We start from the raw sequence: 24,135 nt of genomic DNA, 5'->3' as shown, positions 1-24,135 counted from the left end.
GGTCGAACGCCAGTGCGGCCGCCTCCGGATGCGGGCTTTCCGCGGCCAGCAGGACGGTCAAGGATCGCGACCGCTCGGCGCCGGGCGCCCTGTCGGCGATCGACTGCACGGCGCCGGCGAGCAGATTCCGACCGACCGGCCCCGCCTCCTCGAACGCCGCAAAGAGCGGAATGATTTTGTCGGGCTGCGCTTGAGACAGCCGCCCCAGCGCCTCGGCGGCCTCCGCGGCGCCTTTTCCCTTCGGACCGACGGCGACGACCGCGGCGAGGTCTTCCTCGAAGCCCGCCCACCCGGGAGTTCCCCCAGCCAGCAGCGCGGCGAGAGCGCTCAGAACCACCCGGAGGCGGAACCGATCTGGACCAAATCGACGGAACGGTGCGATAGTCGTTGCCACAGGCTCCCTCGTTGGTTGGGGTCCGATGCAAACGATCCTAACGGCCGGGCCAATTCGCCGGAACTGTTCGCCGCGTGTCTGCCGATTGTCCATGTTCGCACTCCGCGAAGGATCGCACCCGTGTTCGTCCCCGCCGTCCGCAAACTGACGTACGCCGCGCTCTGCGCCGCGGCAGTTTGCCTGGTGGCCCGCGAAGCGGATGCCGGCGATCTCTCCGGCCCCGGCGAGGACGTATGCAGCTTTCAGTTCGACCCGGACGACGCCGTCTGGCGCGTGCGGCCGTTGCCGGCCTCATTGCTGTTCAAGCCCTACATGGCCGGGGTGAAGGCCACCCGAATGGCCGGGATCATCAACGCGGTGGACGGCGGACGAACCGGCGACGTGGCGCTGGACGGTTCCCTCGGCGCCCGGGTGGGAATCCTGCGATTCGGCGAGGGCGGGCCGGAGGCCGACGGCTGGCAGCTGGACGTCGCGGCGGCCGCGTTTCCGCGTCTCAACGTCAGCGAAAACGTGGACGTCGACGCGACCGACTTCCGGGCCGGCGTGCCTCTCTCCTACCGCAGCGGGCCGACGGCGGTTTCGTTCGGCTACGACCATATCAGCACGCACATCGGCGATGAGTTCATGGTGCGGAACCCCGGTTTCCAACGGGTGAATTATTCCCGCGACGCTCTCCTGCTGGGCCTGCGTCACGCCCTGTCGGACGATCTGACCGTCTACGGCGAAGTCGGCTACGCCTTCGCCCGCGACGGCGGGGCCGATCCGTGGGTGTTCCAGCTCGGCACGGAGTTCTACCGCGAACTGAGCGTCTCCACGGGCGGCCCGGTCGCCGCCGCGAACGTGCAGATGCGCGAGGAGTGCAACTACGGCGGCCGTTTCACCTCGCTCGCCGGCTGGCAGTGGCGCGAACCGGAGTCCGGCCGCCTGCTGCGAGTCGCCGCGCAATACGAGGCCGGCAAAACGCCCTACTACGAACTGTTCGAGGAAGACGCGTCTTCGCTGGGCTTCGGGCTGTTCTACGACTTCTGAACGGCGAGCGAGAGGACGTCAGTCCCCCGTGCAGGACACGCCTCGCCTCGCTCACGACACGGGAGGCTTACGCCCCCTCGCTCGCCTGTTTGATGAACACCGCCTGTCCGCAGCGATCGAGCGGGTTGGACCGCGTGCGGCGAACGAACTGAAAACCGCGTTCGGCCATCGCCCGCTTCAACGTCGCGGAGGAGAGGCCTGGTCCCGGATCGAGCGCGGCGACGCCGTTCGCCGTCAGCACACGGGCGACCTCGTTCAGACAGGCTTGCAGGTCGTCCCCGGCGAGGTGATGGCCGAGCAGGCCGCTGCTGTTCACGCAGTCGATCGAACCGTCGGCGATCGTCTCTCCGTCGGCGTTCGTCAGCGGACCACAGACGCTGCCCGCCGCGAATCGCACCGTGCACCGGCCGCTACGGTTTGGGTACTCCCGACCGCGGGCGACTTCGACGAGCGGCACGGCGAACTCAATCCCCGTCACCGTCGACCCGTCCGGCAGACAGTACGCCAGCACGGCCGTGCTGCGGCCGGTCCCGCACCCGAGATCGAGTGCCCGGACCGGCTCATCGGGCAGCAGGCCGTCGAGGGAGGCGGGAATCGTCCGCCAGTTCGCCCAGGCCTGCCGACCGTTCACGGCGTTGAACTCCTCCGCGGTCATGGCGGCGTAGGCCGCTTCGACCTGCGCCGGATCGGCGGAGCGAAACTCGATCCCCCGGGCCGCGAGGGCTCGCTCGGTTCGCCATTGGCGCCAAACGACCCCGGCGAGGTTGCCCGGGCCGGCCTCCTTCACCTCGGCCGGCGGACAGCGGAGGAGCCCCGCCGACGCCTCGGCGGCGGCGAGTCGGAGGGAAGCGGCGCTCATGCGATGGGTTGAAAGCGGATTGTGATGTGGAAGTGTAGAAACCCTGCTTCCGCCCGTCTGCAAACGCCGCCCGTCTCCCCGCTCCTTACCCGTGGCCTCGACCGATTCCTCCGCCGCGACGATCCCCACCGTGCACCTCGTCGGCGCCGGTCCGGGCGACGCTGGGCTGCTGACGCGGCGTGGCGAGGCGCTGTTGGTAGCGGCGGACGTGGTGCTGGCGGATGCGCTCGTGGGGAGTGACGTGCTGGCGCTGGCCTCGCCGGACGCGGAGATCGTCACCCGCACCCACGCCGCGACCGACGCCCCCGGTACGCGCGAGACGAACCAGCAAGCCCTGATCGCCCGGATGATCGCCGAGGCGAAAGCCGGCCGCAGGGTGGTGCGGTTGAAGGGCGGCGACCCGTCGATCTTCGGCCGCGGGACCGAGGAGGCCGACGCGCTGCTCGCTGCCGGCGTGCCGGTCGAGGTCGTGCCGGGAGTGACCGCGGCGATCGCGGCATCGGGGCTGTCCGGCATCCCGTTGACGCATCGCGACCACGCCGGGGCGGTCTGCTTCGTCACCGGCCACGACGCCGGTCGCCGGAGGGACGGCATCGATTGGGCCGCCCTCGCGGCGTTCCCGGGCACCCGCGTGTTTTATATGGGCCGCGGGCGGCTGCGGAAGATCGCCGCGGCCCTGATCGCCCACGGCCTGCCCCCGGACACCCCCGCCGCGGTCGTTTCCAAAGCGGCGACGAGCGATCAACGCACCGTCTGCGGCGCCGCCGCAACGATCGCCGACGACTGCGCCGCTGCCGACCTCCCCGGCCCCGCCGTGCTATTGGTCGGCGGCACGGCGACCGCCCCGGGCGCCCGGGGGTGGTGGGAGCGCCGGCCGCTGCACGGGGTCGCGGTCGCCATGATCAGCGCCGGAATGCCGGACGGCGTTGAAGACCGGCTTCGGAACGCCGGCGCCGACATCCACGATCTGCAGCTACTCGCAACTTGGTACGACAGAGACCAAGCCGAGTTCGATGCCGCTCTGGACGCGCTTGGCCCCGGCGACGCGATTGCCTTTACCTCGAAGAACGGCGTCGGAGGCTTTCATGTCGGTCTCTTTCACAAGGAGCGCGACGTGCGGGAATTCTGCGGCGTACGGTTCGCCTGCGTCGGTCCTTCGACCGCTGAGAGTCTACGACTCTCGCTCCACCTGAACGCAGACCTCGTCCCGGAGGAGTATTCCGCCGAGCAGCTCGCCGCCGCCCTCGCTCCGCATGTGACGGGGAAGAAGGTACTGTGGCCGACCTGCCCGGAGGCGAAATCGACGCTCGCCGACCGGCTGACCGAGGCCGGGGCCGACGTGCGGCGGGTGCATGTCTACCGGCAGGAACCGGCGACGGAACTGCCGGCGGACTTCGCGGCGAAGCTGGACGCGGGGAACGTCGATTGGGCCCTGATCGCCAGCGGGAACCTCGCCCGCACGTTCGCGGAACTCTCTAAAGACTCGCCGGGGCGGGACGGGTTGAAAGTGGCGGCAATCAGCGAGAACGTCGCGACCGCCGGCCGGGAGGCGGGATTGAACGTCGCCGCGGTCGCGGCGGACGCGACGTGGGACGGGCTGGTGGAGGCGGTGTGCGATGCGGCGGTCAGCGAGGCGCGAGGGGCGGAGCAGGTCTGAGCGCCTCGCGCGCCGAGGTTCGTCTTGACCGATTTCGGCCGACGTTCGACTCTCCGGGATCAACGACGACCTCGGGGCGGCCTCGCGCCGTCCCACTCCCCCCGGCACGGACGCCGCCATGCACCCGCCTCAAGCGGATTCCCCCGTCACGTCGACGAGTTCCGCTCCCGCGGCGCCCACGTCCGGGGCGCCCGCAAAGCCGACTTTAAAAACCCGGCTGACCCGTTGGGCGGCGGGACTGTTTATCGGCGGCTATCTCAGCATGTTGTCCGTCGGCGTCGGGTCGCACGCCATGGGATACGGCGAGAGCGCCCACCCGCTGATGTATTATATTGTTTGGGATATGTTCTGCGGTTGGAGCGCCCAGAGCCATCGGACGCACGTCCTCGCCGAGGGCGAAAGCGGAACCTGGTACGAAGCCGGCATCGGCCCCTGGCACGACGACCGCCCGTTCCAACCTTACGGGGATCTCGATCGCATCCACTACGACATGGATGCGACGCACTCGCCGCGGATGGCGTTGAACGTCCTGCGGCACACCTCCCACGAACCGATCACGCGGATCGCGATCGTCGAGGAAGTCTGGGCGAAGAAATATAATCTGCCGGAGCCGTATTGGTCGGCCCGCTGGAACGTCCCCAAGATGCCGACCAGTTATTACGCCGTGCGTCACGTGCTCACGGCGGACGGACAATTATTGAACTCCGGGCCGGCCTGGTCGGCGGAGGTCGCCCGCCGCCATGTGCAAGACCGCGAGAAGATTCGCCGGCTGGCCACGCGGACCGTCCCGCTGATGGCCGGACCGTCGCCGGCGACGACGCGCTTCGAAAAACCGTTGTTCGCCGAACTCGCCGACTGACCGCCTCGCGTTCGGTCCTTCGCCCGCCTCCTGCCCGCCTCCCGCCATGACCACCGCCGAACCGGACGCCGCGACGGACGCCCCCGAGAACCTGTCGCTCTCGGAGTTGAAGCGGAACGTCGGGCGATTCTTCTTCGCGGAAGAAACGCCCTACGGCCCCGCCGCGGTCCGCATCGCGATCACGCTGCCGATCCTGTACGAGGCGGTCGTACGCTGGCCGCACGTGCGGGAGCTTTACTCCGCGGACGGCGCTCCGTCGTCGCTGTGGCACACCTACGGCCTGCCGAACGCGATGCCGGAACTGCCCGGTTGGGCGGCGGTGGGATTGTTCTCGGTCTACGTCTTCGCCCTGATTACAGCGCTGATCGGTTGGAAGGCTCGCACGAGTTGCACATTGGCGGCGGCGGGATGCTTTTATTTCGCCAACCTCGATATGACCGGCTCGCTGACGAAATATACCGTCGTCGCGACCCACCTCTTTCTGCTGCTGAGCCTGAGCCGCTGCGGCGCCGTCTGGAGCGTCGACGCCCGCGCCGCGAAGCGCGCCGCGGAGTCCCGCGGCGAGGCCTGGGCGCCCGAGAAATCGTCTGCGTGGCCCCGCCGATTGATGCAGATCTTAATCGGCTCGGTCTACTTCGGCGCCGCGTTCACCAAGCTGCATATGGACGCGTTCTTTAACGGCGACCAGATGACCTATTGGATGGTCACGAACGTCAACCGGGTTCACCCCCTCGGCCCGATGATGGCGACCAACCCGGTCCTGTTGTTGATGGGCGCCTACGCCACCTGCCTGTGGGAACTGACCTTTCTGATGATGGCCTGGCGGGGCTGGGGCCGCCGCGTGTGGCTCACGATGGGCATCGTTTTCCACTTCGGCACGACGCTGACGCTGGGGCTGTTTATCTTCCCGTTGGTGAGTTGGGCGGCGTATTGGGCGTTTCTGTCGGAGCGGGACGTGGTCGTCTTCCGTCAACGCTTCGGCCGCCTCCGCGAGACGATTCGGACTCGTCGCCCCGAACTGGCCCGCAGGTTGGCGTCGCTGTGGCCGCCGAAGTTCGGTTCCCTGCCGAGCGTCCCGGCCCCGGCCGTGCGTTGGGGCTACCTCTTCGCCGCCCCGCTGGTCGCCGTGATCGGGATGGGGGCCGAAAGCCGTTTGGATCCGTACGGCGAACGCGGTCCGAACGGCCCGCTGCCGCTCAAGCAGGTGGACCCGGCGTTGGTGCGGGCGATGACGGCGCCGCATCGCCCGCCCCGCACCGTGGATCTGCTGTGGGACTTCGATCTCGGCCGACGCCTGGTCGGGGACAACCTGCTGGGACGGGACGAAACGTTCAGTCAAACGGGAGCCATCCTCGCCCAGGCGTGGCTCTCCCCGCCGCACGACGATGTCGTGTTGCAGTGCGTTCTGCGATACGCCGACGGCCCCGATCGCGGCGGTCCGCCGGTCGCCCGCCAGTCGACGGTGCTCACGCGGGACAGAAGCCGTCACACGTTTACGTGGAACCTCGACGAATGCCTCATGCCCGGGCCGTACCGGATGTCGCTGCTGATTGACGGGGAGCACGTCGCCGACGAGTTCTTCGCCATCGCCGCGGACTGAGGACCGCCGAGCCGCCCGCCGCCGCGGAACGGCCGGCACGGAACGGCGCCCCGGAACCGCACGGAGCGATCGGACTGCCGCTGTCGGCCGACGCCGGGTGTGGTAAAGTCGCGAACGACCGGGCGCTCATTTGGCTCCGGTCGTTCGCTGCTTCCCGCCCGCTCCCCGCTCGGCGCCCGCCCCCGTGTGGCTCGTGTCTTACCTAATGCCCCTGGCGATCGTAATGGGGGCGTTGGCGGTGGCCTGCGCGGTGTGGGCGGTGGTCAGCGGCCGGGCGAAGTTCCTGGCCGTCGCGGCCGTTTGCTTCCTGACCGGCGCCGGAGCGTTCGGGGCGGACTGGTACATCGTCACGGAGGCTGAGAAAGTCGAAGCCCACGTCAGGGATCTCGCCGAAGCCGTCGTGGCGGGGGACAGCGAGAAGGCTCTCTCGTACTTCTCCGTGACCGCGATCCCTGAGCGACTCGCCGTCGCCACCGGGATGAGCATGGCCACGTTCGACGACGACCTCAGCCTGTCCGACTGGAGTACGGTCGTGACGGCGAACGACACGCAGGCGGTCTCGGGGTTCCGGGCGAACGGGACCATCCGCGTCGCTCAAATCGGGGAGCTCTATAAACCGTCGATGTGGGAACTCGTGTGGCGGAAAGAGGCGGGTGAATGGAAAATCGTGGACGTCCACCGCTTCGATCCGATCACCGAAAAACCGATCGGTCTGCTGGATCGCCGGTAGCCGTCCGGCCCCGCGAAGCCGGTTCGCAAGTCGTTGTTCCGGAGTGAGTCACGGGCCGACCTGCGCCCGCTCGTGGACCATCAGCGTCGTATCGTTCGTCCCGCCGAAGTGAAACTGCACGCGATTCATGCGGACGGCTCCGGAGGCGCTGAACCCCGGCCGATCGCCGACCCACGCCGGGCGATAGGCTTCACGCGACACGGGCGCCGGATACCCGGCCGCGAGATGCGGGGGCACGTGGTGCGAGAAGTAGCTCGGCCGACTCATCCAGCGGTCCGCTCCCTGCGCCCCGCCGGCGTAGAAGCTGATCAACAAGGCGACGGCGAACGCCGTCCAGAGCAGCCGGCGGCGAGCCGAAGGGCGATCGTGTTCCCATTGCGGGGCGAAAGCCGGCGGTGCGACGGTCGGGCGAGTCATGGGCGTGCGGCGTGATGATGCGAAACGGCAACGTCCGTCGCCCCCGATGAGGCGTTCCGGCAACGCCGGGCGGCTTTTGGGGGCGGTTCGGGACGCCGTTTCCCTTCAACGCGAACCGCGTGCCGGTCTCCGCGATCTGCGCGGGATCACGGCTGCGGAAGGTGCAACCGGCCGGAGAGCGGCCGGTGGTCGGACCCGATGTCCGGCCCCGCGATCGGCCCCACTAATCCGGCGCCTCCGCCGGTGAGGAGATGATCGATCGGCAGGGCGAACAGCGGGTTCCCAGCCCGCCAAGTCGTCGGCGACCGGCCGCCGCCGCGCGTATCGGCGAGAATCCCGTCTCGAATCAACGCGGCGAAATACGGACTCCACGGGGTGCAGTTCAGATCCCCGCAGACCAGGACCGGCCCATCGACCGCGGCGGTCGCCGCAGCGAGGTTCGCCATCCCCCGATTCCGGTCGCCGGCCCGTCGCCCGCCGATCGGCGGGGAGGTGTGCACGTTGAAGACCGTCAGCGTGCGGCCGTCGATATCCAGGTCCGCCCGGATCCGCGGCACGCCCTCCACCGTCTCCGCCACGAACGCCCCCGGTTCGCGGCTGTAGATCGCCATTCCGAAGTTGCCCAGGTCGTCCGGCACGACCAGTCGGTGCGGGTACTCACCGTGCAGCGGCGTCAGAGCTTCCGCCCAGCGACTGTCGATCTCCTGCAGGCAGATCACGTCCGGGTCGATCACCGCGAGGTACGCCAAGAGTGGGAAGGCGTCTTCATTGCGGGTGAGGACGTTCGCGGTCACGACTCCGAGGGCGGGCCGCTCCGACTGCGTCCGGGAGGCGAACTCGCCCGCGAGCATCGGTCCGCCGAGGATCAGGGCCGCCGCCCCGCACAGCGCCAGCGGAACCCGTTGCCGCGCGCTCAGCAAAATCAGGCCGATCGCCCCGGTGCCGAGCAACCATTGGAAGCGAAAGTGCGTGAACAGTTCCGCGAACCACCACCACCGCGCCGCGAGTCCGATCAGCCACGGGACGAACGGCAACGCGGCGAGCGTCCACCAGAAGAAACGCCCGCGGGCCGGCCGAGCCGCCGGTTCGGGCGAGTGCGGCTCGGCAGGCGAATCGTCCATCTCAATTGGCGACGGGATCGGATTTGACTTCGGCGACGACGAAGTCGCATCGACTGGCGAGATTCCCGCTCACCCGCACTTTGCCCGTCATAAAAACGGCGCCGGGCATCCGTTCCTTTACGGAGACTTCAATTTCACAGACGTCTCCCGGCCGCACCATTTTCTTGAATTTGACCCCGTCCGTGCGGGCCACGACCGGCATGCCGCCCTCGCCCTCGCCCTCGCCCTCGCCGCCGGAGGCGATCAGCACGGCGCCGGCCTGAAAACACATCTCCAATTGAATCACGCCGGGCAACAGCGGGTGATCGGGATAATGTCCCTCAAAGATCGGCAGGTCCGGCGACAGCGCCGTCTTGGCGAGAATCGTCTCGCCGTCGATCTCCGCCTCGTCCAGCCAGAGGAACGGGGGGCGATGCGGGATGAGGGCTTCGATCTGCGGTCGGGAGAGCGTTTTCATAGATTTCCTGTCCTTCGTTACGCCGAGGTTCCGCGGAGCCCCGGGGTTACGCGGGGGTGCGGTTGGCGAGGAACTCGTCGATTTTGGATCCCACGATCACCCCGTAATTCACGGCGCCCAGCCAACCGGACATGATGATTCCCACGCTGCCGGCGTGCCATAGCCCCGGCACGCGGCTGGGGAGATCCTCGCTGACCTTCAACCCCTCGAACTTCGTGCCGAAGCTGCTGCCGAGCTGGTGCTTCGTATAACGCTCGAACGTACGGGGCGTGCTGACTTCGACGTGATCCAGCTTGGAGCGAATGTCCGGAATATAGTTCTCTTCCAGACACTTCAACGTCGTCTCCGCGAGATCCGCTTTATCGGCCTCGTACTGTTCTTCGCTCAGTCCAGTCCAATCGGCGTAGTTCGCGTTGGTGCTGGAGACGATCAGCCAGCGATCGCTGCCGGGGCGGGTCTGCGGATAATAAAAGCTGAACGTCCGGCTGCTGACGTTTTTGGAGAGCATCGATTCGGCGTCGAATCCGCTGTGCTCCGAATGGAACAGCAGATCGCCGAGGTCCGGGTCGAACCCCTCGCCCGGCTTCAACGCCATATAGACCTGACAGGAGGAGTTATTGAGCCGAACGGCCTTCGCCTCTTCCACGAAGTCGTCCGGCAGGCGGTCCTCGCCGACGAGCTTCAACACCGTGCTTTTGAGGTTGGCGTTGGAGAGCACGGCGTCGCAGCGGATGCGCTGGCCGTTCACGACCACGCCGGTGACCTGGCCGTCGTCGTCGGTTTCGATCTGCTCCACGTCGCAGCGGATGCGGAGGTCTACGCCGTTCGCCAACAGCTCCTTCTTCATCAATTTCACGAGCTGATCGGTCCCCCCGCGGAAGGTGAACACGCCCTTGTGCATAAAATTGCTGAAGACGATCCCGTAAGTGATGGCCGGGTCGTCCAGCGTGCTGCCGTTGGCGTAGGTGATCGGCTCCATCAACAGCCGGACCACGTCGCTGCGGCCGGGGAAGAACTCTTCGAACAATTCCCGGGTGGTGAGATCCTGTTCGTCGTAGAAGTTCATGCTGCGGGCCCGATCGAAGAAGGCCTGCACCGTCTCCCGCTTCACGCCGAACGTTTCGACGAGATGGTTGGTGAAGTCCTCCCGGTCGAACGTCGTTCGCAGACTGAATTGGGGGTTCTCGAAGCGAATATGTTCGAGCTGCACGATGCGGTCGGCGATTTCCTTCGACCAGTATTTGCGACAGCTCTTCTTCATGCCGACCGGGAAGCCGTGCAGCGAGATGTCGAAGATGTGGCCGCCGGCCCGCTTGAACCAGGTGGCCATCCCGCCGAGCTGATAATGGTGCTCCAGCAGCAGCACTTTGTGCCCCTGCCGAGCGAGCAGGTTGGCGCCGGTGAGACCGGCCAAACCGCTGCCGACGACGACCACGTCGTAGTGGTCGGCGGCGCCTTTGAGGAAATCTTTGGCCATGCGGAGGGATCGAGCGAGCGTGAGCGGGGAGGGAGTCTAAGCCGCACCGACCCTTTGCAAAGCGGAGCGAGCCGGTACGTTGACGCGCCCGTGACCCGATCGCCGGGTTCGCGTGCTCATGCTCTTGTTCGCTCCGGGGGCTGACGCCCCGCCGCTCGCCTTGCCTCCTCGTTCGTCGCCCATGCTCAAGCCGCTTGCCCTCTTCGCCCTGCCCGCGGTGGTCGTTGCGGGCCTCGCCGATTGGTATGCCGATTCGGCCGGCGGGCCGGAGTGGATCGATGCGGTCGTCGGCACGCTGGCGGTGGTCGGCGCCTCAGCGGGCATCGCGTCGCTGAAACCGGGGACCGCCCCCGCGGAAGCGCCCGCGAAACCGCAAACGAATGTCGAACCCCCGAAGCCCGTCGCCCCGCCGAAACCGCCGCCGCCGAAGCGGCCGGAGGGGGAAGACGCCTTGGTGCTGCTCGCCACGCTGCAACGCGAGGCTCGGTTGATCGACTTCCTCAAAGAAGACCTGTCCGCCTATGAGGACGCTCAGGTCGGCGCCGCCGTGCGGGACGTGCACCGGGACGCCGCCGCGGTCCTCGAACGATTGTTCGCCCCGGCGCCGGCGGTCGATCAGGAAGAAGGATCTCGCGTCGATCCAGCGTCGCTGCCGGCGGGTCGGGTGAAGACGACCGGACAGGTGGGCGGCGGGTCCGGCACTTTGGTGCATCCCGGGTGGGCGGCGACGAAGGTGAACCTTCCCGCTCGCACCGGTCCGCCGGACGAAGCGGCCGTTCGGGTGCTGGCCCCGGCCGAAGTGGAGGTGGGGTGAGACAGGCGAAAGGGGCGAGGCGTAAGGCGTAAGATGCCGCGCCGGCCCAGTCCGTCCTTACGCCTTACGCCTCGCCCCTCACCCCTTCGCCATGTACTCCGTCGGCATCGACCTCGGGACGACCAACAGCGTGCTCGCCGCATGCGCTCTCTCCGAAGACGCCGGCGATGACGGTCCGCCGGACGCCCCCGCGGTGCTGCCGGTGCCGCAGGTGGTCGCCGCGGGGATCGTCGAGAGCCGCGACGCCCTGCCGAGCTTCTGCCTGCTCGCGCCGGAGAACGAAGCCGAAGGACTCGCGCTGCCGTGGGCGGGACCGCACGATTACGCTGTCGGCGAGTACGCTCGGCGCCGGGCGGCGGAGTTGCCGGACCGAGTGGTCGGGACGGCGAAGTCGTGGCTCGGGCACGCCGGCGTCGACCGCCGCCAGCCGATTCTGCCGTGGGACGCCGGTTCGTCCGGGACGGGGGCCGAAGTGGAGAAGATCAGCCCGGTCGAAGCGTCCGCCCGTTACCTCCGGCATCTCGGCGCCGCGTGGAACGACGCCCACCCGGACGACCCGCTGGGCGAGCAGGCGGTGACGCTCACCGTCCCCGCCAGCTTCGACGCCGCCGCCCGCGACCTCACCCGCGACGCCGCTAGGGAAGCCGGGTTCCCCGCGGACCTCGTGCTGCTGGAGGAACCGCAGGCGGCGGTCTACGCCCATCTGGCCGATCGCGGGGAGGACTGGCGGAAGGATCTCTCCCCCGGGGACGCCCTGCTGGTGGTCGACGTCGGCGGCGGAACGACGGACTTCTCGCTGGTCTCCGTCGCCGATGCGGACGGCGACCTGGAGTTGGAACGGGTCGCGGTCGGTCGGCACCTGTTGGTCGGCGGGGACAATATGGACCTCGCCGTCGCTCACCACGCCGCCGAATTGTTGCAGGAGAAGGGCGTGACGCTCGATCCATGGCAGTCGGTCGCGCTATGGCACGCCTGCCGCACGGCGAAGGAGACGTTGCTGGGCGAGGACGCCCCGGAGCACGCCCCAGTCGCCGTGCTGGGCCGCGGTCGTAAGCTGATCGGCGGGACAGTCTCCGTCGAACTGCCCGCCGAGGACGTGCGCCGGCTGGTGCTGGATGGGTTCTTCCCGCAGGTCGCCGCGGACATGCAGCCGCAGGCCACGACCGGCGGCGGGTTCGTGCAACTCGGCCTGCCGTATGAGAACGACCCCGCGGTCACCAAACACCTTGCGGCGTTCCTCGCCCAGCACCCCGACGTGACGCCCACGCACCTGCTGCTCAACGGCGGCGTGTTCCGCTCCGCTCCCCTGCGGGATCGATTGCGGGAGACGCTGGCGTCCTGGCTGCCGAGCGCACCGACGCTGCTCGAACGTCCGGCGGCGGCGCTCGACCATGCCGTCGCCCGGGGCGCGGCCTTCTACGGAGCGACGAAGCGCAGCGGCGGCATGCGGATTCGCGGCGGGACGGGGCGGAGTTACTACGTCGGCATCGAAACCGCCGGCCTCGCGATCCCCGGAGCGCCCCGGCCGCTGTCGGCCCTGTGCGTGGTGCCGCGGGGGATGGAGGAGGGAACCGAGACGGAGGTGCCGGTCGAACGCCTGCCGGGCGGGGGCGTCGGCGTGACGGTCGGACGCCCGGCCCGGTTCCGGTTCTTCGCCTCGCCCAACCGCCCTGACGACGTGCCCGGCGATCTGCTGACGCGGTGGAGCGAAGACGAACTGGAAGAGACCGACCCGATCGAGACGACGCTCAATCCCGCCGCCGCCGGCAGCGGCGATGCGGTCGAAGGAGACGTGATCCCGGTGAACTTCCACGCCGCGGTCACCGAATTGGGCGAACTCTCGCTCTCCGCCCGGCAGACGAACGGCGAGGGTCGCTGGACGCTCGGCTTCGATGTGCGCGACGAGTAAGCCGCGGTTCCCGGTTCACCTCGTCCCAGCGGCGGCAATGCTCACAGTTCGCGCACGAATGCTCGCCCGCAAGGCACGAAGAACGCTGCCCGGGCGATTGTGACGGCGAATTCTCGTTTCGACGCGCGGAGAGTCTCCGGAATCGCTTGCGGGACAGGCAGGACCGCGTAACGTCAGGGGAACCCCGATCGGCGGTCATTCGCCGCCGACGTCTCTCCGACGAACCCGTACGAGCCTCGCCCCGCATGGCCTCCGCGTCCGACGTTCTTTCCTTCGCCAAGGAGCACAACGCCGAGTTTATCGACGTCAAGTTCTGCGACCTCTTCGGTCAATGGCAGCACTGCTCGTATCCGATGGCGATCATCGGCGAGGACGAGATCAACGAAGGCTTCGGTTTCGACGGCAGTTCGATCCGCGCCTGGCAGCCGATCAACAACTCCGACATGTTGATGGTGCCGGACCCGTCCACCGTCAAGATGGACCCGTTCTTCGCCCGGCCCACGATCTCCGTGATCGCGGACATCGTCGATCCGGTCACCAAGGAGCTGTACAACAAGGATCCCCGCGGCGTCGTCAAGAAAGGTCTGGCGTACCTCTCGCAGACCGGCATCGCGGACACCTGCTATATCGGCCCGGAGCCGGAGTTCTTCGTCTTCGACGACGTTCGGTTCCAGAGCAGCCAGCACCAGAGCTACTACCAGATCGATAGCTCCGAGGCTCACTGGAACAGCGGCCGCGCCGAGGGCACGAACCTCGGTCACAAGGTCGGCCCCAAGGCCGGTTACTTCCCGGTCTCCCCGATCGACAGCATGGGCGACCTGCGGGCCGACATGGCCAAGGCCATGCAGGACGTCGGCATCGTGGTCGAGGCTCACCACCATGAGGTGGCGACCGCCGGCCAGTGCGAGATCGATATGAAGTTCGCTCCGCTGCTGCAGATGGCGGACCAGTTCATGTGGTTCAAGTACATCATTCGCAACGTCGCCAAGCGGCACGGCAAGTCGGCGACGTTCATGCCGAAGCCGGTTTACGGCGACAACGGCTCCGGGATGCACACCCACATCAGCCTGTGGAATGGCAGCACCCCGCTGATGGCCGGCGACGGCTACGCCGGGATGAGCGAGCTGGGCCTGAACGCCATCGGCGGCATCCTGAAGCACGGCCGGGCGCTGATCGCCCTGTCCAACCCGACCGTCAACAGCTTCCATCGCCTCGTGCCGGGCTACGAAGCGCCGGTCACCCTGGCGTTGTCGCAGCGGAACCGTTCCGCGGCGCTGCGTATCCCGATGTACTCGCCCAGCCCGAAGGCGAAGCGGGTCGAATTCCGCTGCCCGGATCCGCTGGCGAACGGCTACCTGTCCTTCACGGCTCTGATGATGGCCATGCTGGACGGGATCCAGAACAAGCTGGACCCGGGCGAGCCGCTCGACCGGGACATCTACGACATGACCGAAGAGGAGCTGTCGCACACCAACGTCGCGCCCAAGAGCCTGGGCGAAGCGCTGGACGCCCTCGAAGCCGACCACGACTTCCTCCTGAAGGGCGACGTGTTCAGCAAGGACCTGATCGACAGCTTCATCGGTTACAAGCGCGAGAACGAGATCGACCCGATCCGTCTCCGCCCCCACCCCTACGAGTTCGACCTCTACTACCAAGCGTAGAGCGAGCAGTCGTAGAGCGAACGATCGTTCCGGTCGAACCGAGTCGCACGCAGCCCGTCCCGCACCGCGGGGCGGGCTGTTTTCGTCTGCGGCGCCGGGGGATACTGTCCTTCCGTTCCCGCCCCGTTCACCAGGAGTCGCCGATGGAGCCGCCGTTTCCCGGGGTCGATCCGTTCGTCGAGGGGTCCGGCCGCTGGAGGCAGTTCCACAATGAGTTCATCACCGTCTCCCGACGGAAGATTCTGGGCGAACTGGGACCGAAGTACGATTGCGAGGTCGAAGTCGATCGAATTCTGCACGAACGCTCGGCCGAGGAGCGGCTGGTCGGTCGTGCAGACTGGGCGGTCCGGCGCAGGCCGGCCCCGGACCGGGAGCGAGAAACCGTGGTCCTGGAGTCTCCCCGGCGGAATGCGTTCGCCTCCGTCGCCGTCGATGAGGAAGTGTGGCTGTCGCTCCGCCTGACGGACCGCAATCACGGCCGAATCGTTTGCGCCGTGGAGTTGCTCAGTCCCAGCAACAAGTCCGGCTCGGACCGGGAGCGATACCTGCAAAAACGCCAAGACATCGTGCGGAGCGACGCTCACTTTGTCGAGATCGATCTGCTTCGCGGCGGTCGTCACATGCCGCTCCGGGAAGCGGAGCAGGCTCCGTTTCTCGCCCTCGTCAGTCGAGCTGAGGAACGACCGGAGTTGAATCTCTGGCCGTGGGACCTGCGAACCCCGCTGCCGACTATCCCGATTCCGCTGTTGGGAGATGATCCGCCGGTCATGTTGGACCTTCAAGAGGTCTACCGGCTGACGTTCTCCGAGGGCCAGTACCACCGCCGGGTGTACGATGCGTCCCCGTCTCCGCCGCTCGATCCACCCGATGCCGTTTGGGCAGCGGAGTTGTTGACCGCCGCCGAGCGCGGCGGACGCCGAGTCGAACTGAATCAGCCTGAATCTGTGACCGAACCTCTCTCCTACAAATCCGCCGGCGTTGATCTGGATCGTTATGCCGAGGGGATGGCCAAGCTGCCCGATCTGCTCGCCAAGACGCGACGCCCCGGGGTGATGGATCTGCCCGGCGGGTTCGCGGGGCTGTTTCGCTTGGCCGACGTGGCGAAGTTCGAAGACCCGGTGCTGGTCTCCGGGACGGACGGGGTCGGCACGAAGCTGAAGGTGGCCTTCGCTGCGAACCGGTACGACACCGTCGGGATCGATCTGGTCGCGATGTGCGCGAACGACGTGCTCTGCCTCGGCGCCGAGCCGCTGTTCTTCCTGGACTACATCGCTTTGGACAAGGACGACCCGGACCGCCTCGCGGCGCTGGTGGCGGGCGTCGCGGAGGGCTGCACGCGGGCCGGCTGCGCTCTGCTGGGCGGAGAAACCGCCATCATGCCGGGGGTGTATCGGGAGGGAGAGTTCGATCTCGCCGGCTTCTGCGTGGGCGTTGCGGAGCGGGACCGGCTGATCGACGGCACGAAGATCGCCGGCGGCGACGTCCTCATCGGGCTGCCCTCCACGGGCCTGCACTCCAACGGCTACAGCCTCGCCCGCAAGATCGCCTTCGAGCACGCCGGCCTCTCCGTCGACACCCACGTGGACCGCCTCGGCCGCACGGTCGGCGAGGAGTTCCTCGAACCGACGCGGATCTACGCCCGCCCGATCGGCGAGATCCTCGGCAGCGACCTGCGGGACAGCGTACACGGCCTCGCCCACATCACCGGCGGCGGACTGAGCGAGAACGTCGAACGCATCCTGCCGGACGGGCTGGCGTTGGACGTCCCCGCAAACGGCTGGGAGAAGCCGGCGGTGTTCGACTGGCTGCGGGATCTCGGCGGCGTCGCGGAGCCGGAGATGCAGCGCGTCTTCAACATGGGCCTCGGCTTCGTGCTGATCGTCGACGCGGAGTGGGCCGGGGCGGTGAAAGATCGGCTCGAGGCCCTCGGGGAACGCCCGGTTTCGATCGGAACCGTCTCGGATTAGGGGACGGCTACGCTCGGCGAGTGATCGTTCGACCTCGCCGGTATAGAATCGTTCTGCCCCCCGCTTGAGATCGCTCCGATGGATACCGCCAGTCTGCTGCCGCTGATTCTTATCGCCGCCGTCGTGATGGCGCTGGCGTTGGGGGGGATGGCGTTGGGGGTGATGCTGTCCGGCAAGCGGATCGAAGGAAGCTGCGGCGGGTTGGCGAACTCGAACATTCCCGGGCACGACGCGACGAGTCCCTGCATGTCCTGCGGGGCGAAGCCGGAGACCTGCGACCGCCCTGGCGCCGACCAGGTCCGGCAGGCGATTCGCAAGGAGTCCGATCAAGAGTCCGTGAACGCCGCGGGTTAGCCCGGCTGCGTCTGCATAGCGGATTTTGCAATGGACGCGCGCCAAGAGGTCGGATCCGAGGGGATCTGCTGAATATCAGGGGCGTTCGCGGCCGACGGAAATGAGGAAGCGTCCTTCCTCGTCCCGAGCCCTGCCGTGACCGCGGTCCGTCCCCCCCGTCCGGCCCCGGCGCAGCGCGCTCGACTGCGACGTGCGCTCTGCTCGGCGGCGGTCGCCTTACCGGCGATCGGGACGCTGGCGCCGCTGTCCGCTCAAGAGGTGTCCACGGTCGCCCCGCTGTGGACCCCCGCGACGCCTACGTCGGCGGTTCCCGCGACCGCATGGCCTACGGATCCGGCGCCCGCTGGAGAAACGACCGCGGTTCCGTTCACCCCGGTGCCGCCGTCACGGGGTCCGTTCGCCTCGTCGGTCGGTCCTGTCGACTCCGGGTTCGGCGGGTCGGCCTTCACGCCCGTCGCCCCGCCGCCGCCGATGGTCGGCTCCCCGACGGATCTGAGTTGGGCGCCGCAGACGATGGGCGGCCCCGGTTTCCAGCCGAGGCAGGCTCCGTACGGTCAGCCGGGGATGTCGTTCTCTCCCTCGCCGGCCTACGGCGGCGAGTCGATCGACACGCCAGGGCCGATATACGTCGGAGATCCGACGTACGCGGCGGGGCCGATGTACGGCCACGGTCCGACGTTCGTGGAGAACCACACGTACGCCCCGGTGGTTTCGGGGGGGCTGATCGCCCCCCCCCCGCTCGCTTGCGAGACGGACCACTGCGGTCGGGGATACGGAGCGTTCGACGGCCCCCCGCCGGATGCGTTCGCCAACGCCCTGTCCGTCCGCCTCGATACGCCCCATTCCGCGGCGCTACTGGACTTCCAGAACCGGCAGACGGACAAGCAGTTGCTGCTGCTCGGATCCATCCCGACGGTCGTGCCGCGACCGGTGCTGGTGCCCGCCGCTCAGATGCGCCTGTCCGGCATCGCCGGCCGCACGAACACCCCCGGCAAGTTCGGCTATCTCGGCCGGTTCCCCACGGACTTCACCGGCACCACGGCGACCGATCTGCGGATTCTCCAAGCGAATCTCGCGGCGACGGCCTACTTCACCCCCTGGGTGACCGGCTATGTGGAAACGCTGTTCAGCGACGTGTTCAGCTTCCCGACGTTCAATCAGGGCAGCTTCCAGGTCCGGCAGGCGTACGCCGTGTTCGGCAACGCCCGCAAAAGCCCGCTCTATGCCTTCATCGGCAAGAAGAGCGTCAGCTACGGGGACTTTGGCTCACTCTCCCCGTTCTCCCAAGCGATGCCCTGGCACTACTTCAACGCGCTGGGCGAAGGGGGCGGCGTGGGTTACGTCAAAGGGGGACTGCACGTCGTGTTGACGGGACTCTCCGGCGGACGCGGCGTCCGCACCAGCGACAGTCCGACCAAGGGGAAGGTCAACAACTACGCCGTCAACGCCTCCTATGCGGGCTGCGTCGGGGAGTTCGAGTACCTCGTCGGCGCCGGCTATCTGGACGGCACGATCTACAACGCGAAAACGGCCGAGCACATCGACGTCGACGCGTCCGGCCCGCAGAACGGCGCGTGGGACGTCAACGGGACGCTCCGCTGGCGGCGGGCGACGGTCGCCGCGGAGTACGTCCAAACCGTGAAGAACTGGCCGGTCACCGACTACGAAGTCTCCGCCTGGAAAGCGGAAAGCGCCTACGACATCTCGGCGCTCGGCCGTCCGCTGCGGCTCTCCACCAGCTACAGCGTGGGCAAACAGGCTCAGGACGGGCTGGAGTTCGACCGCAACGCCCAACTCGTGCTGGGCGCCGGTTGGCAGGTGAACCCGAACGCGCTGCTGAGCCTGGAATACGTGCGCAGCATCGGCTTCGCCCCGCTGATCGCCCTCACGGCCCCGACCGTGAGCGATCGGGACGTGCGACAGAACTCCGTCGTGCTGGGCGTCTCGCTCGTCCTGTGACCCACAGGCGAGCGGAGGGCGTCAGCCCTCTAAGTCTGTCCGGGGGACATGCCGGGGGACATGCCGGGGGACACGGCGATCGACGCTCAGAGGGCTGACGCCCTCCGCTCGCCGGAAACGCTGATATTACGCCTTGGAAGCGGCTGCCTTACGAGCGGCGGCATCAGCGAACTTGGCGTTCGCCGTTTCCAACCGCTCGGCGCGCTCGACGAGCTGCTCCGGGGTGAAGACGTTCACCCGACGACCGCCGCGGTCGAAGGTCACGCGGCCTTCGATCAGGCTGAACAGGGTGTAATCCTTGCCCATGCCAACGTTGGCGCCCGGGTGCCACTTGGTCCCGCACTGCCGGGCGATGATGTTCCCGGCTTCCACGGCTTCGCCGCCGAACTTCTTGATGCCACGCCGTTGCGCGTTGCTGTCCCGGCCGTTGCGGCTCGAGCCCTGTCCCTTCTTATGTGCCATCGGACCGAATCTGCTTCTAAGCGAACAAGAGGCGGACCGGCCGAACCGGCGCCGCGCAACGCTGTGGGGGAAACGAGGTGGGGGCGGATTGTGGCGACCGGCCCCCCGCCCGACAACCCCGCGCGACGGCGACGGGAAGGAGGCGGGGGATTCGGAGGAGCGATCGCCCTCGGATCGGTTCAGTTCTCGCCGACTCCGTCGACCGCGGCCGCGGGGTCGTTGTCTCCGACTTCACTGCCGGCATCCGCTTCGCCGTCGGCGTCGCGGGCTTCGTCGGCCAGGTACTCCCAGTGCGGAACGCCGTCGGCCGCGTCAGCGTCGCCGCGGGGATTCACGCCGAGGCGGAACTCCGTTTCGACTTCGTCGATCTCGTCGCCCGGCCGCCAGAACCGCAGCACGCCGGTGCGACGCTCCGTCACCGGCTGGCCGTCCGGGCCGGTCTGGATGCGGTAGCCGTTGCTGAAGCCGTTGAGCAGCACGATGAAACGGTCGGTCGTCGGATCGACGCCGGTCCAGGTGGCCACGCCGTAGGTCGCGCCCTCGCCGGGGGGGGCGTCCGCGGCGACGCCCGCCGGCAGATCGCCGGAGGCGGAGACGGTCGTGTTCAGCTTCACGTCGGCGAATTCGCCGCGCAGTTCCCGCGCCTCGATCAGCGGCAGGACGTTCGGCAGGATCACGTCGCGGTACTGGCGGGCGGTGCCGTCCTCGCCGATCAACACGAACTCCGGCACGAACGGCGGCAGCTGCGGAGGGGCGTCCAGTTCGTTCTGGGGGGTGCGTTCGGTTTCCTTCTCCGGGCTTTGCAGCGGCCGGTTCGTCGATCGCCAGACGAGATACCAGACCAACTCCTGCCGGGTCTCGCCCGTCTCCGGGTCCGTCACCGGCAGGCGGGCCAGCCGCATCGGTTTGAAGTCGACCTGCATGACCCACAGATCCGCCTGGGAGCGGATCTCCGGCCCGCTGGCGATCGAGGGCAGCGTGGCGTCGAACCCGCCGCTGGAGCGCCCGCCCTGAGCCCACGCCGTCGATGCGGACAGCGTCAGCGCGAGCGAGGCGACGACCGCGAACCCGGGCAGCAGGCCCCCCTTCGTCCCGCCGCGGTTCAGCCGGCCGCCGATCATCCAAGCAAACGGCGGGGCGGGGCGGCGAACCATGGAACAAACTTCCGGGGGAGGAGCGGACGGACCGCGGGCGGAAACCGCGAGGGGCATCGAACGACGGGGCGACCCTACTACGGTATCGGCCGCGATTCCGGCCGGTCAACGGCCGTCCGCCCCGAGGAAGGGTCGCAACGAGGGCTGCCCGGCGGGACCGCCGCGACCGGCACGGCTGCGGAGTTCGCAGCGACGGGCGCCGTCGTCAGAACTCCACCACGCCGCCCGATTGCGTCGACGGACTTCCGCCCGATCAGAACTCCACCTTGATATCACCGCGTTCGTACAGCGGCAGGTGACGGTAGTAGACCTCCAAGGTCATCACGGACAGGCAGGTGACCCACAGGCGACCGCCCGCCCGGTCGTTATGACTGCCGCCCGGCTTCCAACTGCCGGACATCTTGCCGCTTTTCTCCTGGGTGTTGATCAGCTGATCGCGCTGAACGGCGTTCCAAGCCTCCCACTTTTCGCCGCCCCAGTGGTGCAGCACCTGGGTGGCGTAGTAGCCGTAGTAGCTGTCGTTACGGTTGGGACCGGCCTTCGCGAGCAGCTCGACGCCCTTCTCCAAGCGTTCGTCCTTCTCGTCCCACCCCATGTACATCCGGCAGAGCAAACCGACGGCGGACATCGGCCCGCGGGGGCCGCCGGCGTTGTCGGCCGTTTTGGGGAGATAGCCGTACTGGGCGCCGTCGTTGTGTTCCGCCAGATCGAGGAACGTTTTGACGCCGAGGAACACCCGCTTCGGGATCCGAATCTTCGCGGCCTGAGCGCTCTTCAGGGCCATCAACTGCCAACCGACGACGCTGGTATCGCTGACTTCCGGCGTGGAGCGCTCAAACGCGGGGGTGTACCGCCATCCGCCGTCCACGGGACTCTGAGCGCTCATGATGAAGCCGACGCCGGCTTCCGCGGCCCGCCGCAAACGACGATCTTCCGTCATGCCGTGGGCCTCGGCGAGGGCGATCGCGGCGAGCCCCTGGATATACATGCCGCTCTGTTTGACGCCGCCGCGGTAGTCGCCGCCGGCCGGGCCGACCTTCACGTTCTCCAACAGGTAATTGATCCCCCGCCCGACGTGCTTCTGATACGGGCCCTCATCGGTATGCGTGTGGCCCGCCCCCAGAAACGCGAGCAGCGCCGCGGCGGTGGCGCCGGTCGGGGCGTCGCGGACGTCGGTTTTGCCTTCGGCGTCGAATTGTTCCTCATCGCCGACGTCGTTGAAGTTCCAGCTCCCGTCCGCCCGCTGCTGGTCCGCGATCCACTTCAGGGCGCTGGCGACGGCCTGTTCGCTCGCCGCGTTCCCGCCGTATTTCTCCACCAACGCGGCCTTCGCCTTGGCGCTGCTGCGGCCCCCGGTGACGTTGCTCGGGTCGAGGTTCATCGTGACCCCCATATCCGCCGGCTCGATCGCCATGGTGGGGTCCATGTCGCTGATATTTATCTCCAGCTCGACCTCCTCCTCGGCGATCTCGTCAGCCGTGACCTCGGCGATCTCGCTGGATTCTTCCAGCTCGGTCAGCTCCGGCATGTCGACCGCCTCGAAGATCGGGGCGTCGTCCGGTTCCTCGGAGGGTTCGCCGAGGATGCTGAAGATCTGATCGCGGACCTCGCTGTCGATCACGATGAAGGACAGCCCCAAGAGCACGACGACGTGCACCAGCACGGCGAAGCCCCACACGCCGAGGTATTCCACCAGGGACCGACGGGCCGGCGGTTCTTCCTCGAGAATGCTCCGGGCGCCCGTGGCCCCTTCCGCGGCGGGCGCCGATTGCTTGGCCTTCGCCGGCGCGGCGGACCGGCCGCTGCGGCCCATGGAGGGGGACTTCTCTGCTTTGGGCGCGCGGGGTGCGGGGCGACCGCGTTCGAGGACGGCGCTGCCGTCGGAGGCGGATACGGGCATGGCGATCGGCGCGGGCGGAACCGCTCAGAGGCGCCGACAAGCCGCACCCGACCGCGGCCCCATATCGGGAAGAATCCGCGATCGACCGGAGCGATCGAGCGCCCCGGCGCCTGCGGGTTCCACAGCGAGAACCCGGTCGGCCATCCGGCCCGCAATCGGCGGGTGACGATGGGAGAACTTCACGCTACTGCGTCGGGCTGCGGTGTCAAGATCCGCCGTCATGGATGGGAGCGCGCCGCCGCCTCAAATCTAGAGTAATCCGCCCCGTCGACGCCACAGGCTCAGTCCGACCAATAAGAACACGCCGATCCCCAGTCCCGCCGCGAGCGGGGCCGCCGGGGAGGCCGTTTGAGCCGCGACCGGGGCGTCTAACCGCGGCGCTTCCAACTCGACGCCGCCGATCCGGCGGGCGTCCGGCCGCGGCGTCGGCCGAGCGGAGGTCCGCATCGCCACGAGCGGTCCGCGGTCCTCCGCTTGCGAGGCCGTCTCGGAGGGCGACGCGTTCAGGTCCGGGGGCGTCGCCGCCGCGGAGGACGGCGCGGTCGGGGCGAACCGTCCGTCCCGCGTCGGCTCTTCGAGCGGCATGGGCGCCGCCAACGCGGCGAGGTTCGGACCGGCTGCGCTCTCCCCGCCGAAGGAAGGCGTCCGCGGACCGTAGCCGCTCGTCCGCAGGCCCGCGGAACCGTCATCGGGGGCCGCCAGCGCCATCAGCGCCGGATCGGCCGGGCCTTGAACCGGAGCCGTCTGATTCGACGCCGAGTCGCCGGGGCGCCGCGAAGCGCCGGGCGGGAGCGGCGGACGACCGAACGACAGTTCCGGGGCGGGGCCGGTCACGGCCACGGAGTTCGGGCCGAACGGATCGTTCGCGGGGGGCACGTCCGCTTCCTCGATCGGCAACGTCCCGACGTTCGCCGACACCGACCCGGCCCCCACGCCCCGGGGAGAGAACGGATCCTCAGCGGAGAACGGATCTGCCGAGGCGATCGCGGGCGGCATCGGAGCCGCGAGCGCCGGCTGACTGGGGCCGCCGGTCGCGTTGTCCGCAGGCAGGGCGTTCTCCGGCGCGGCCAACCCGGCGACGGCCGGCGGGCTGAACGGATCGAACCCCGCGGGCTCGTCGGAAGACGCGGCGGCGACGGCGCCCGGGAGGCTCTCGGCCGGAAAGGCGTCGTTCGCGGACGGTTGGGCTGGAGCGGCGGGAGCCGCCGGCGTTTGCGGAGCGGCCGTCCTCGCAGCGGAGTCGGCGAACGCTTCGCCCAAGGAGGTCGGCACTTCCGAAGGCTCGGCATGCACGCCGGCGAACTGGTCGTTCCGCCCGGCCTGCGCTTCGGCGAACAGCTCGGCCGGGTCGACGG

General features: G+C 68.4%; 19 protein-coding genes and 2 pseudogenes. 11 read left to right on the top strand and 10 right to left on the bottom strand.

Going from position 1 to position 24,135, the window contains the following annotated elements; translation table 11 throughout:
* Positions 1–337 (bottom strand): hypothetical protein (locus tag LzC2_RS12035; protein WP_171187238.1); only part of this gene is annotated, 337 nt, incomplete at its 3' end.
* 177 nt (positions 338–514) lie between these two features.
* On the opposite strand from LzC2_RS12035, the gene LzC2_RS22280 reads away from it, so the two are divergent.
* Complete coding sequence (locus tag LzC2_RS22280) at positions 515–1,423, top strand: DUF1207 domain-containing protein (protein WP_315854645.1); 909 nt, start codon at positions 515–517, stop codon at positions 1,421–1,423.
* A gap of 67 nt (positions 1,424–1,490) precedes the next feature.
* Here LzC2_RS22280 and LzC2_RS12025 read toward each other — a convergent pair whose 3' ends face one another.
* Complete coding sequence (locus tag LzC2_RS12025; RefSeq protein WP_171187237.1) at positions 1,491–2,282, bottom strand: class I SAM-dependent methyltransferase; 792 nt, start codon at positions 2,280–2,282, stop codon at positions 1,491–1,493.
* 91 nt (positions 2,283–2,373) lie between these two features.
* Here LzC2_RS12025 and cobA point away from each other — a divergent pair, with 91 nt between their 5' ends.
* The 4 genes from cobA to LzC2_RS12005 all read left to right on the top strand — a co-directional run bounded on the left by cobA (position 2,374) and on the right by LzC2_RS12005 (position 7,128).
* Entirely contained in the window at positions 2,374–3,939 is a 1,566-nt protein-coding gene (gene cobA, locus LzC2_RS12020; protein ID WP_171187235.1) for a uroporphyrinogen-III C-methyltransferase, read from the top strand.
* 118 nt (positions 3,940–4,057) lie between these two features.
* The gene (locus tag LzC2_RS12015) at positions 4,058–4,798 is read left to right on the top strand and encodes a hypothetical protein (RefSeq protein ID WP_171187233.1); all 741 of its coding nucleotides are present in this window, start codon (positions 4,058–4,060) and stop codon (positions 4,796–4,798) included.
* A 46-nt stretch (positions 4,799–4,844) separates the two neighbouring features.
* Positions 4,845–6,398 carry an HTTM domain-containing protein gene (locus tag LzC2_RS12010; RefSeq protein ID WP_171187231.1) on the top strand — a complete coding sequence of 518 codons (1,554 nt, stop codon included), beginning with the start codon at positions 4,845–4,847 and terminating at the stop codon, positions 6,396–6,398.
* A 193-nt stretch (positions 6,399–6,591) separates the two neighbouring features.
* A complete protein-coding gene (locus LzC2_RS12005; protein ID WP_171187229.1) occupies positions 6,592–7,128 on the top strand; it encodes a hypothetical protein in 537 nt (178 codons plus the stop codon).
* Between the two features lie 48 nt (positions 7,129–7,176).
* Here the strand turns inward: LzC2_RS12005 and LzC2_RS12000 are convergent, their stop codons facing one another.
* The 4 genes from LzC2_RS12000 to LzC2_RS11985 all read right to left on the bottom strand — a co-directional run bounded on the left by LzC2_RS12000 (position 7,177) and on the right by LzC2_RS11985 (position 10,600).
* Positions 7,177–7,545, bottom strand: a complete 369-nt coding sequence (locus LzC2_RS12000) for a hypothetical protein (RefSeq protein ID WP_171187227.1) — start codon at positions 7,543–7,545, stop codon at positions 7,177–7,179.
* Positions 7,546–7,691: 146 nt separating this feature from the next.
* Positions 7,692–8,666, bottom strand: a complete 975-nt coding sequence (locus LzC2_RS11995) for an endonuclease/exonuclease/phosphatase family protein (RefSeq protein WP_171187225.1) — start codon at positions 8,664–8,666, stop codon at positions 7,692–7,694.
* Position 8,667: 1 nt separating this feature from the next.
* Positions 8,668–9,123 (bottom strand): 3-hydroxyacyl-ACP dehydratase FabZ family protein, encoded by a 456-nt coding sequence (locus tag LzC2_RS11990; protein WP_171187222.1) that lies wholly within the window; start codon positions 9,121–9,123, stop codon positions 8,668–8,670.
* 46 nt (positions 9,124–9,169) lie between these two features.
* Positions 9,170–10,600, bottom strand: coding sequence for a phytoene desaturase family protein (locus tag LzC2_RS11985; protein WP_171187219.1), 1,431 nt, complete (start codon positions 10,598–10,600; stop codon positions 9,170–9,172).
* A 181-nt stretch (positions 10,601–10,781) separates the two neighbouring features.
* Between LzC2_RS11985 and LzC2_RS11980 the strand changes: the two genes are divergently transcribed.
* The 6 genes from LzC2_RS11980 to LzC2_RS11955 all read left to right on the top strand — a co-directional run bounded on the left by LzC2_RS11980 (position 10,782) and on the right by LzC2_RS11955 (position 19,264).
* Positions 10,782–11,414: a DUF2760 domain-containing protein gene (locus LzC2_RS11980; RefSeq protein ID WP_171187217.1), complete on the top strand. Its 633-nt coding sequence runs from the start codon at positions 10,782–10,784 to the stop codon at positions 11,412–11,414.
* A gap of 91 nt (positions 11,415–11,505) precedes the next feature.
* Positions 11,506–13,323 (top strand): Hsp70 family protein, encoded by a 1,818-nt coding sequence (locus LzC2_RS11975; RefSeq protein ID WP_171187215.1) that lies wholly within the window; start codon positions 11,506–11,508, stop codon positions 13,321–13,323.
* A 245-nt stretch (positions 13,324–13,568) separates the two neighbouring features.
* A complete protein-coding gene (gene glnA / locus LzC2_RS11970; protein ID WP_171187213.1) occupies positions 13,569–14,984 on the top strand; it encodes a type I glutamate--ammonia ligase in 1,416 nt (471 codons plus the stop codon).
* 143 nt (positions 14,985–15,127) lie between these two features.
* On the top strand, positions 15,128–16,951 hold the full coding sequence (purM, locus tag LzC2_RS11965; RefSeq protein ID WP_246254956.1) for a phosphoribosylformylglycinamidine cyclo-ligase: 1,824 nt from the start codon (positions 15,128–15,130) through the stop codon (positions 16,949–16,951).
* 78 nt (positions 16,952–17,029) lie between these two features.
* A complete protein-coding gene (locus tag LzC2_RS11960; protein ID WP_171187211.1) occupies positions 17,030–17,305 on the top strand; it encodes a hypothetical protein in 276 nt (91 codons plus the stop codon).
* Positions 17,306–17,869: 564 nt separating this feature from the next.
* Complete coding sequence (locus LzC2_RS11955) at positions 17,870–19,264, top strand: LbtU family siderophore porin (protein ID WP_206678680.1); 1,395 nt, start codon at positions 17,870–17,872, stop codon at positions 19,262–19,264.
* A gap of 228 nt (positions 19,265–19,492) precedes the next feature.
* On the opposite strand, the pseudogene rpmA reads toward LzC2_RS11955, so the two are convergent.
* The 4 genes and pseudogenes from rpmA to LzC2_RS11935 all read right to left on the bottom strand — a co-directional run.
* Positions 19,493–19,726, bottom strand: a pseudogene (rpmA, locus tag LzC2_RS22275) (50S ribosomal protein L27); the annotation flags it as partial.
* Positions 19,727–19,905: 179 nt separating this feature from the next.
* Complete coding sequence (locus LzC2_RS11945) at positions 19,906–20,880, bottom strand: hypothetical protein (protein ID WP_171187205.1); 975 nt, start codon at positions 20,878–20,880, stop codon at positions 19,906–19,908.
* A 253-nt stretch (positions 20,881–21,133) separates the two neighbouring features.
* Positions 21,134–22,780: a prenyltransferase/squalene oxidase repeat-containing protein gene (locus LzC2_RS11940; protein WP_171187203.1), complete on the bottom strand. Its 1,647-nt coding sequence runs from the start codon at positions 22,778–22,780 to the stop codon at positions 21,134–21,136.
* Positions 22,781–23,029: 249 nt separating this feature from the next.
* Positions 23,030–24,135, bottom strand: a pseudogene (locus tag LzC2_RS11935) (hypothetical protein); the annotation flags it as partial.

Source organism: Alienimonas chondri (genome assembly GCF_013036045.1).
Taxonomy (GTDB): domain Bacteria; phylum Planctomycetota; class Planctomycetia; order Planctomycetales; family Planctomycetaceae; genus Alienimonas; species Alienimonas chondri.
This window is presented reverse-complemented; position numbering and strand designations above follow the sequence as displayed.

Excerpts from the sequence above, each read along its gene's own strand:
- LzC2_RS11990 (WP_171187222.1), bottom strand. The coding sequence starts at position 9,123 with ATGAAAACGCTCTCCCGACCGCAGATCGAAGCCCTCATCCCGCATCGC.
- purM (WP_246254956.1), top strand. The coding sequence starts at position 15,128 with ATGGAGCCGCCGTTTCCCGGGGTCGATCCGTTCGTCGAGGGGTCCGGC.
- LzC2_RS12025 (WP_171187237.1), bottom strand. The coding sequence starts at position 2,282 with ATGAGCGCCGCTTCCCTCCGACTCGCCGCCGCCGAGGCGTCGGCGGGG.
- LzC2_RS11985 (WP_171187219.1), bottom strand. The coding sequence starts at position 10,600 with ATGGCCAAAGATTTCCTCAAAGGCGCCGCCGACCACTACGACGTGGTC.
- LzC2_RS11960 (WP_171187211.1), top strand. The coding sequence starts at position 17,030 with ATGGATACCGCCAGTCTGCTGCCGCTGATTCTTATCGCCGCCGTCGTG.
- LzC2_RS11980 (WP_171187217.1), top strand. The coding sequence starts at position 10,782 with ATGCTCAAGCCGCTTGCCCTCTTCGCCCTGCCCGCGGTGGTCGTTGCG.
- glnA (WP_171187213.1), top strand. The coding sequence starts at position 13,569 with ATGGCCTCCGCGTCCGACGTTCTTTCCTTCGCCAAGGAGCACAACGCC.
- LzC2_RS11975 (WP_171187215.1), top strand. The coding sequence starts at position 11,506 with ATGTACTCCGTCGGCATCGACCTCGGGACGACCAACAGCGTGCTCGCC.
- LzC2_RS12000 (WP_171187227.1), bottom strand. The coding sequence starts at position 7,545 with ATGACTCGCCCGACCGTCGCACCGCCGGCTTTCGCCCCGCAATGGGAA.
- LzC2_RS11955 (WP_206678680.1), top strand. The coding sequence starts at position 17,870 with ATGTCGTTCTCTCCCTCGCCGGCCTACGGCGGCGAGTCGATCGACACG.
- LzC2_RS12015 (WP_171187233.1), top strand. The coding sequence starts at position 4,058 with ATGCACCCGCCTCAAGCGGATTCCCCCGTCACGTCGACGAGTTCCGCT.
- LzC2_RS11995 (WP_171187225.1), bottom strand. The coding sequence starts at position 8,666 with ATGGACGATTCGCCTGCCGAGCCGCACTCGCCCGAACCGGCGGCTCGG.
- LzC2_RS12010 (WP_171187231.1), top strand. The coding sequence starts at position 4,845 with ATGACCACCGCCGAACCGGACGCCGCGACGGACGCCCCCGAGAACCTG.
- LzC2_RS11940 (WP_171187203.1), bottom strand. The coding sequence starts at position 22,780 with ATGCCCGTATCCGCCTCCGACGGCAGCGCCGTCCTCGAACGCGGTCGC.
- LzC2_RS11945 (WP_171187205.1), bottom strand. The coding sequence starts at position 20,880 with ATGGTTCGCCGCCCCGCCCCGCCGTTTGCTTGGATGATCGGCGGCCGG.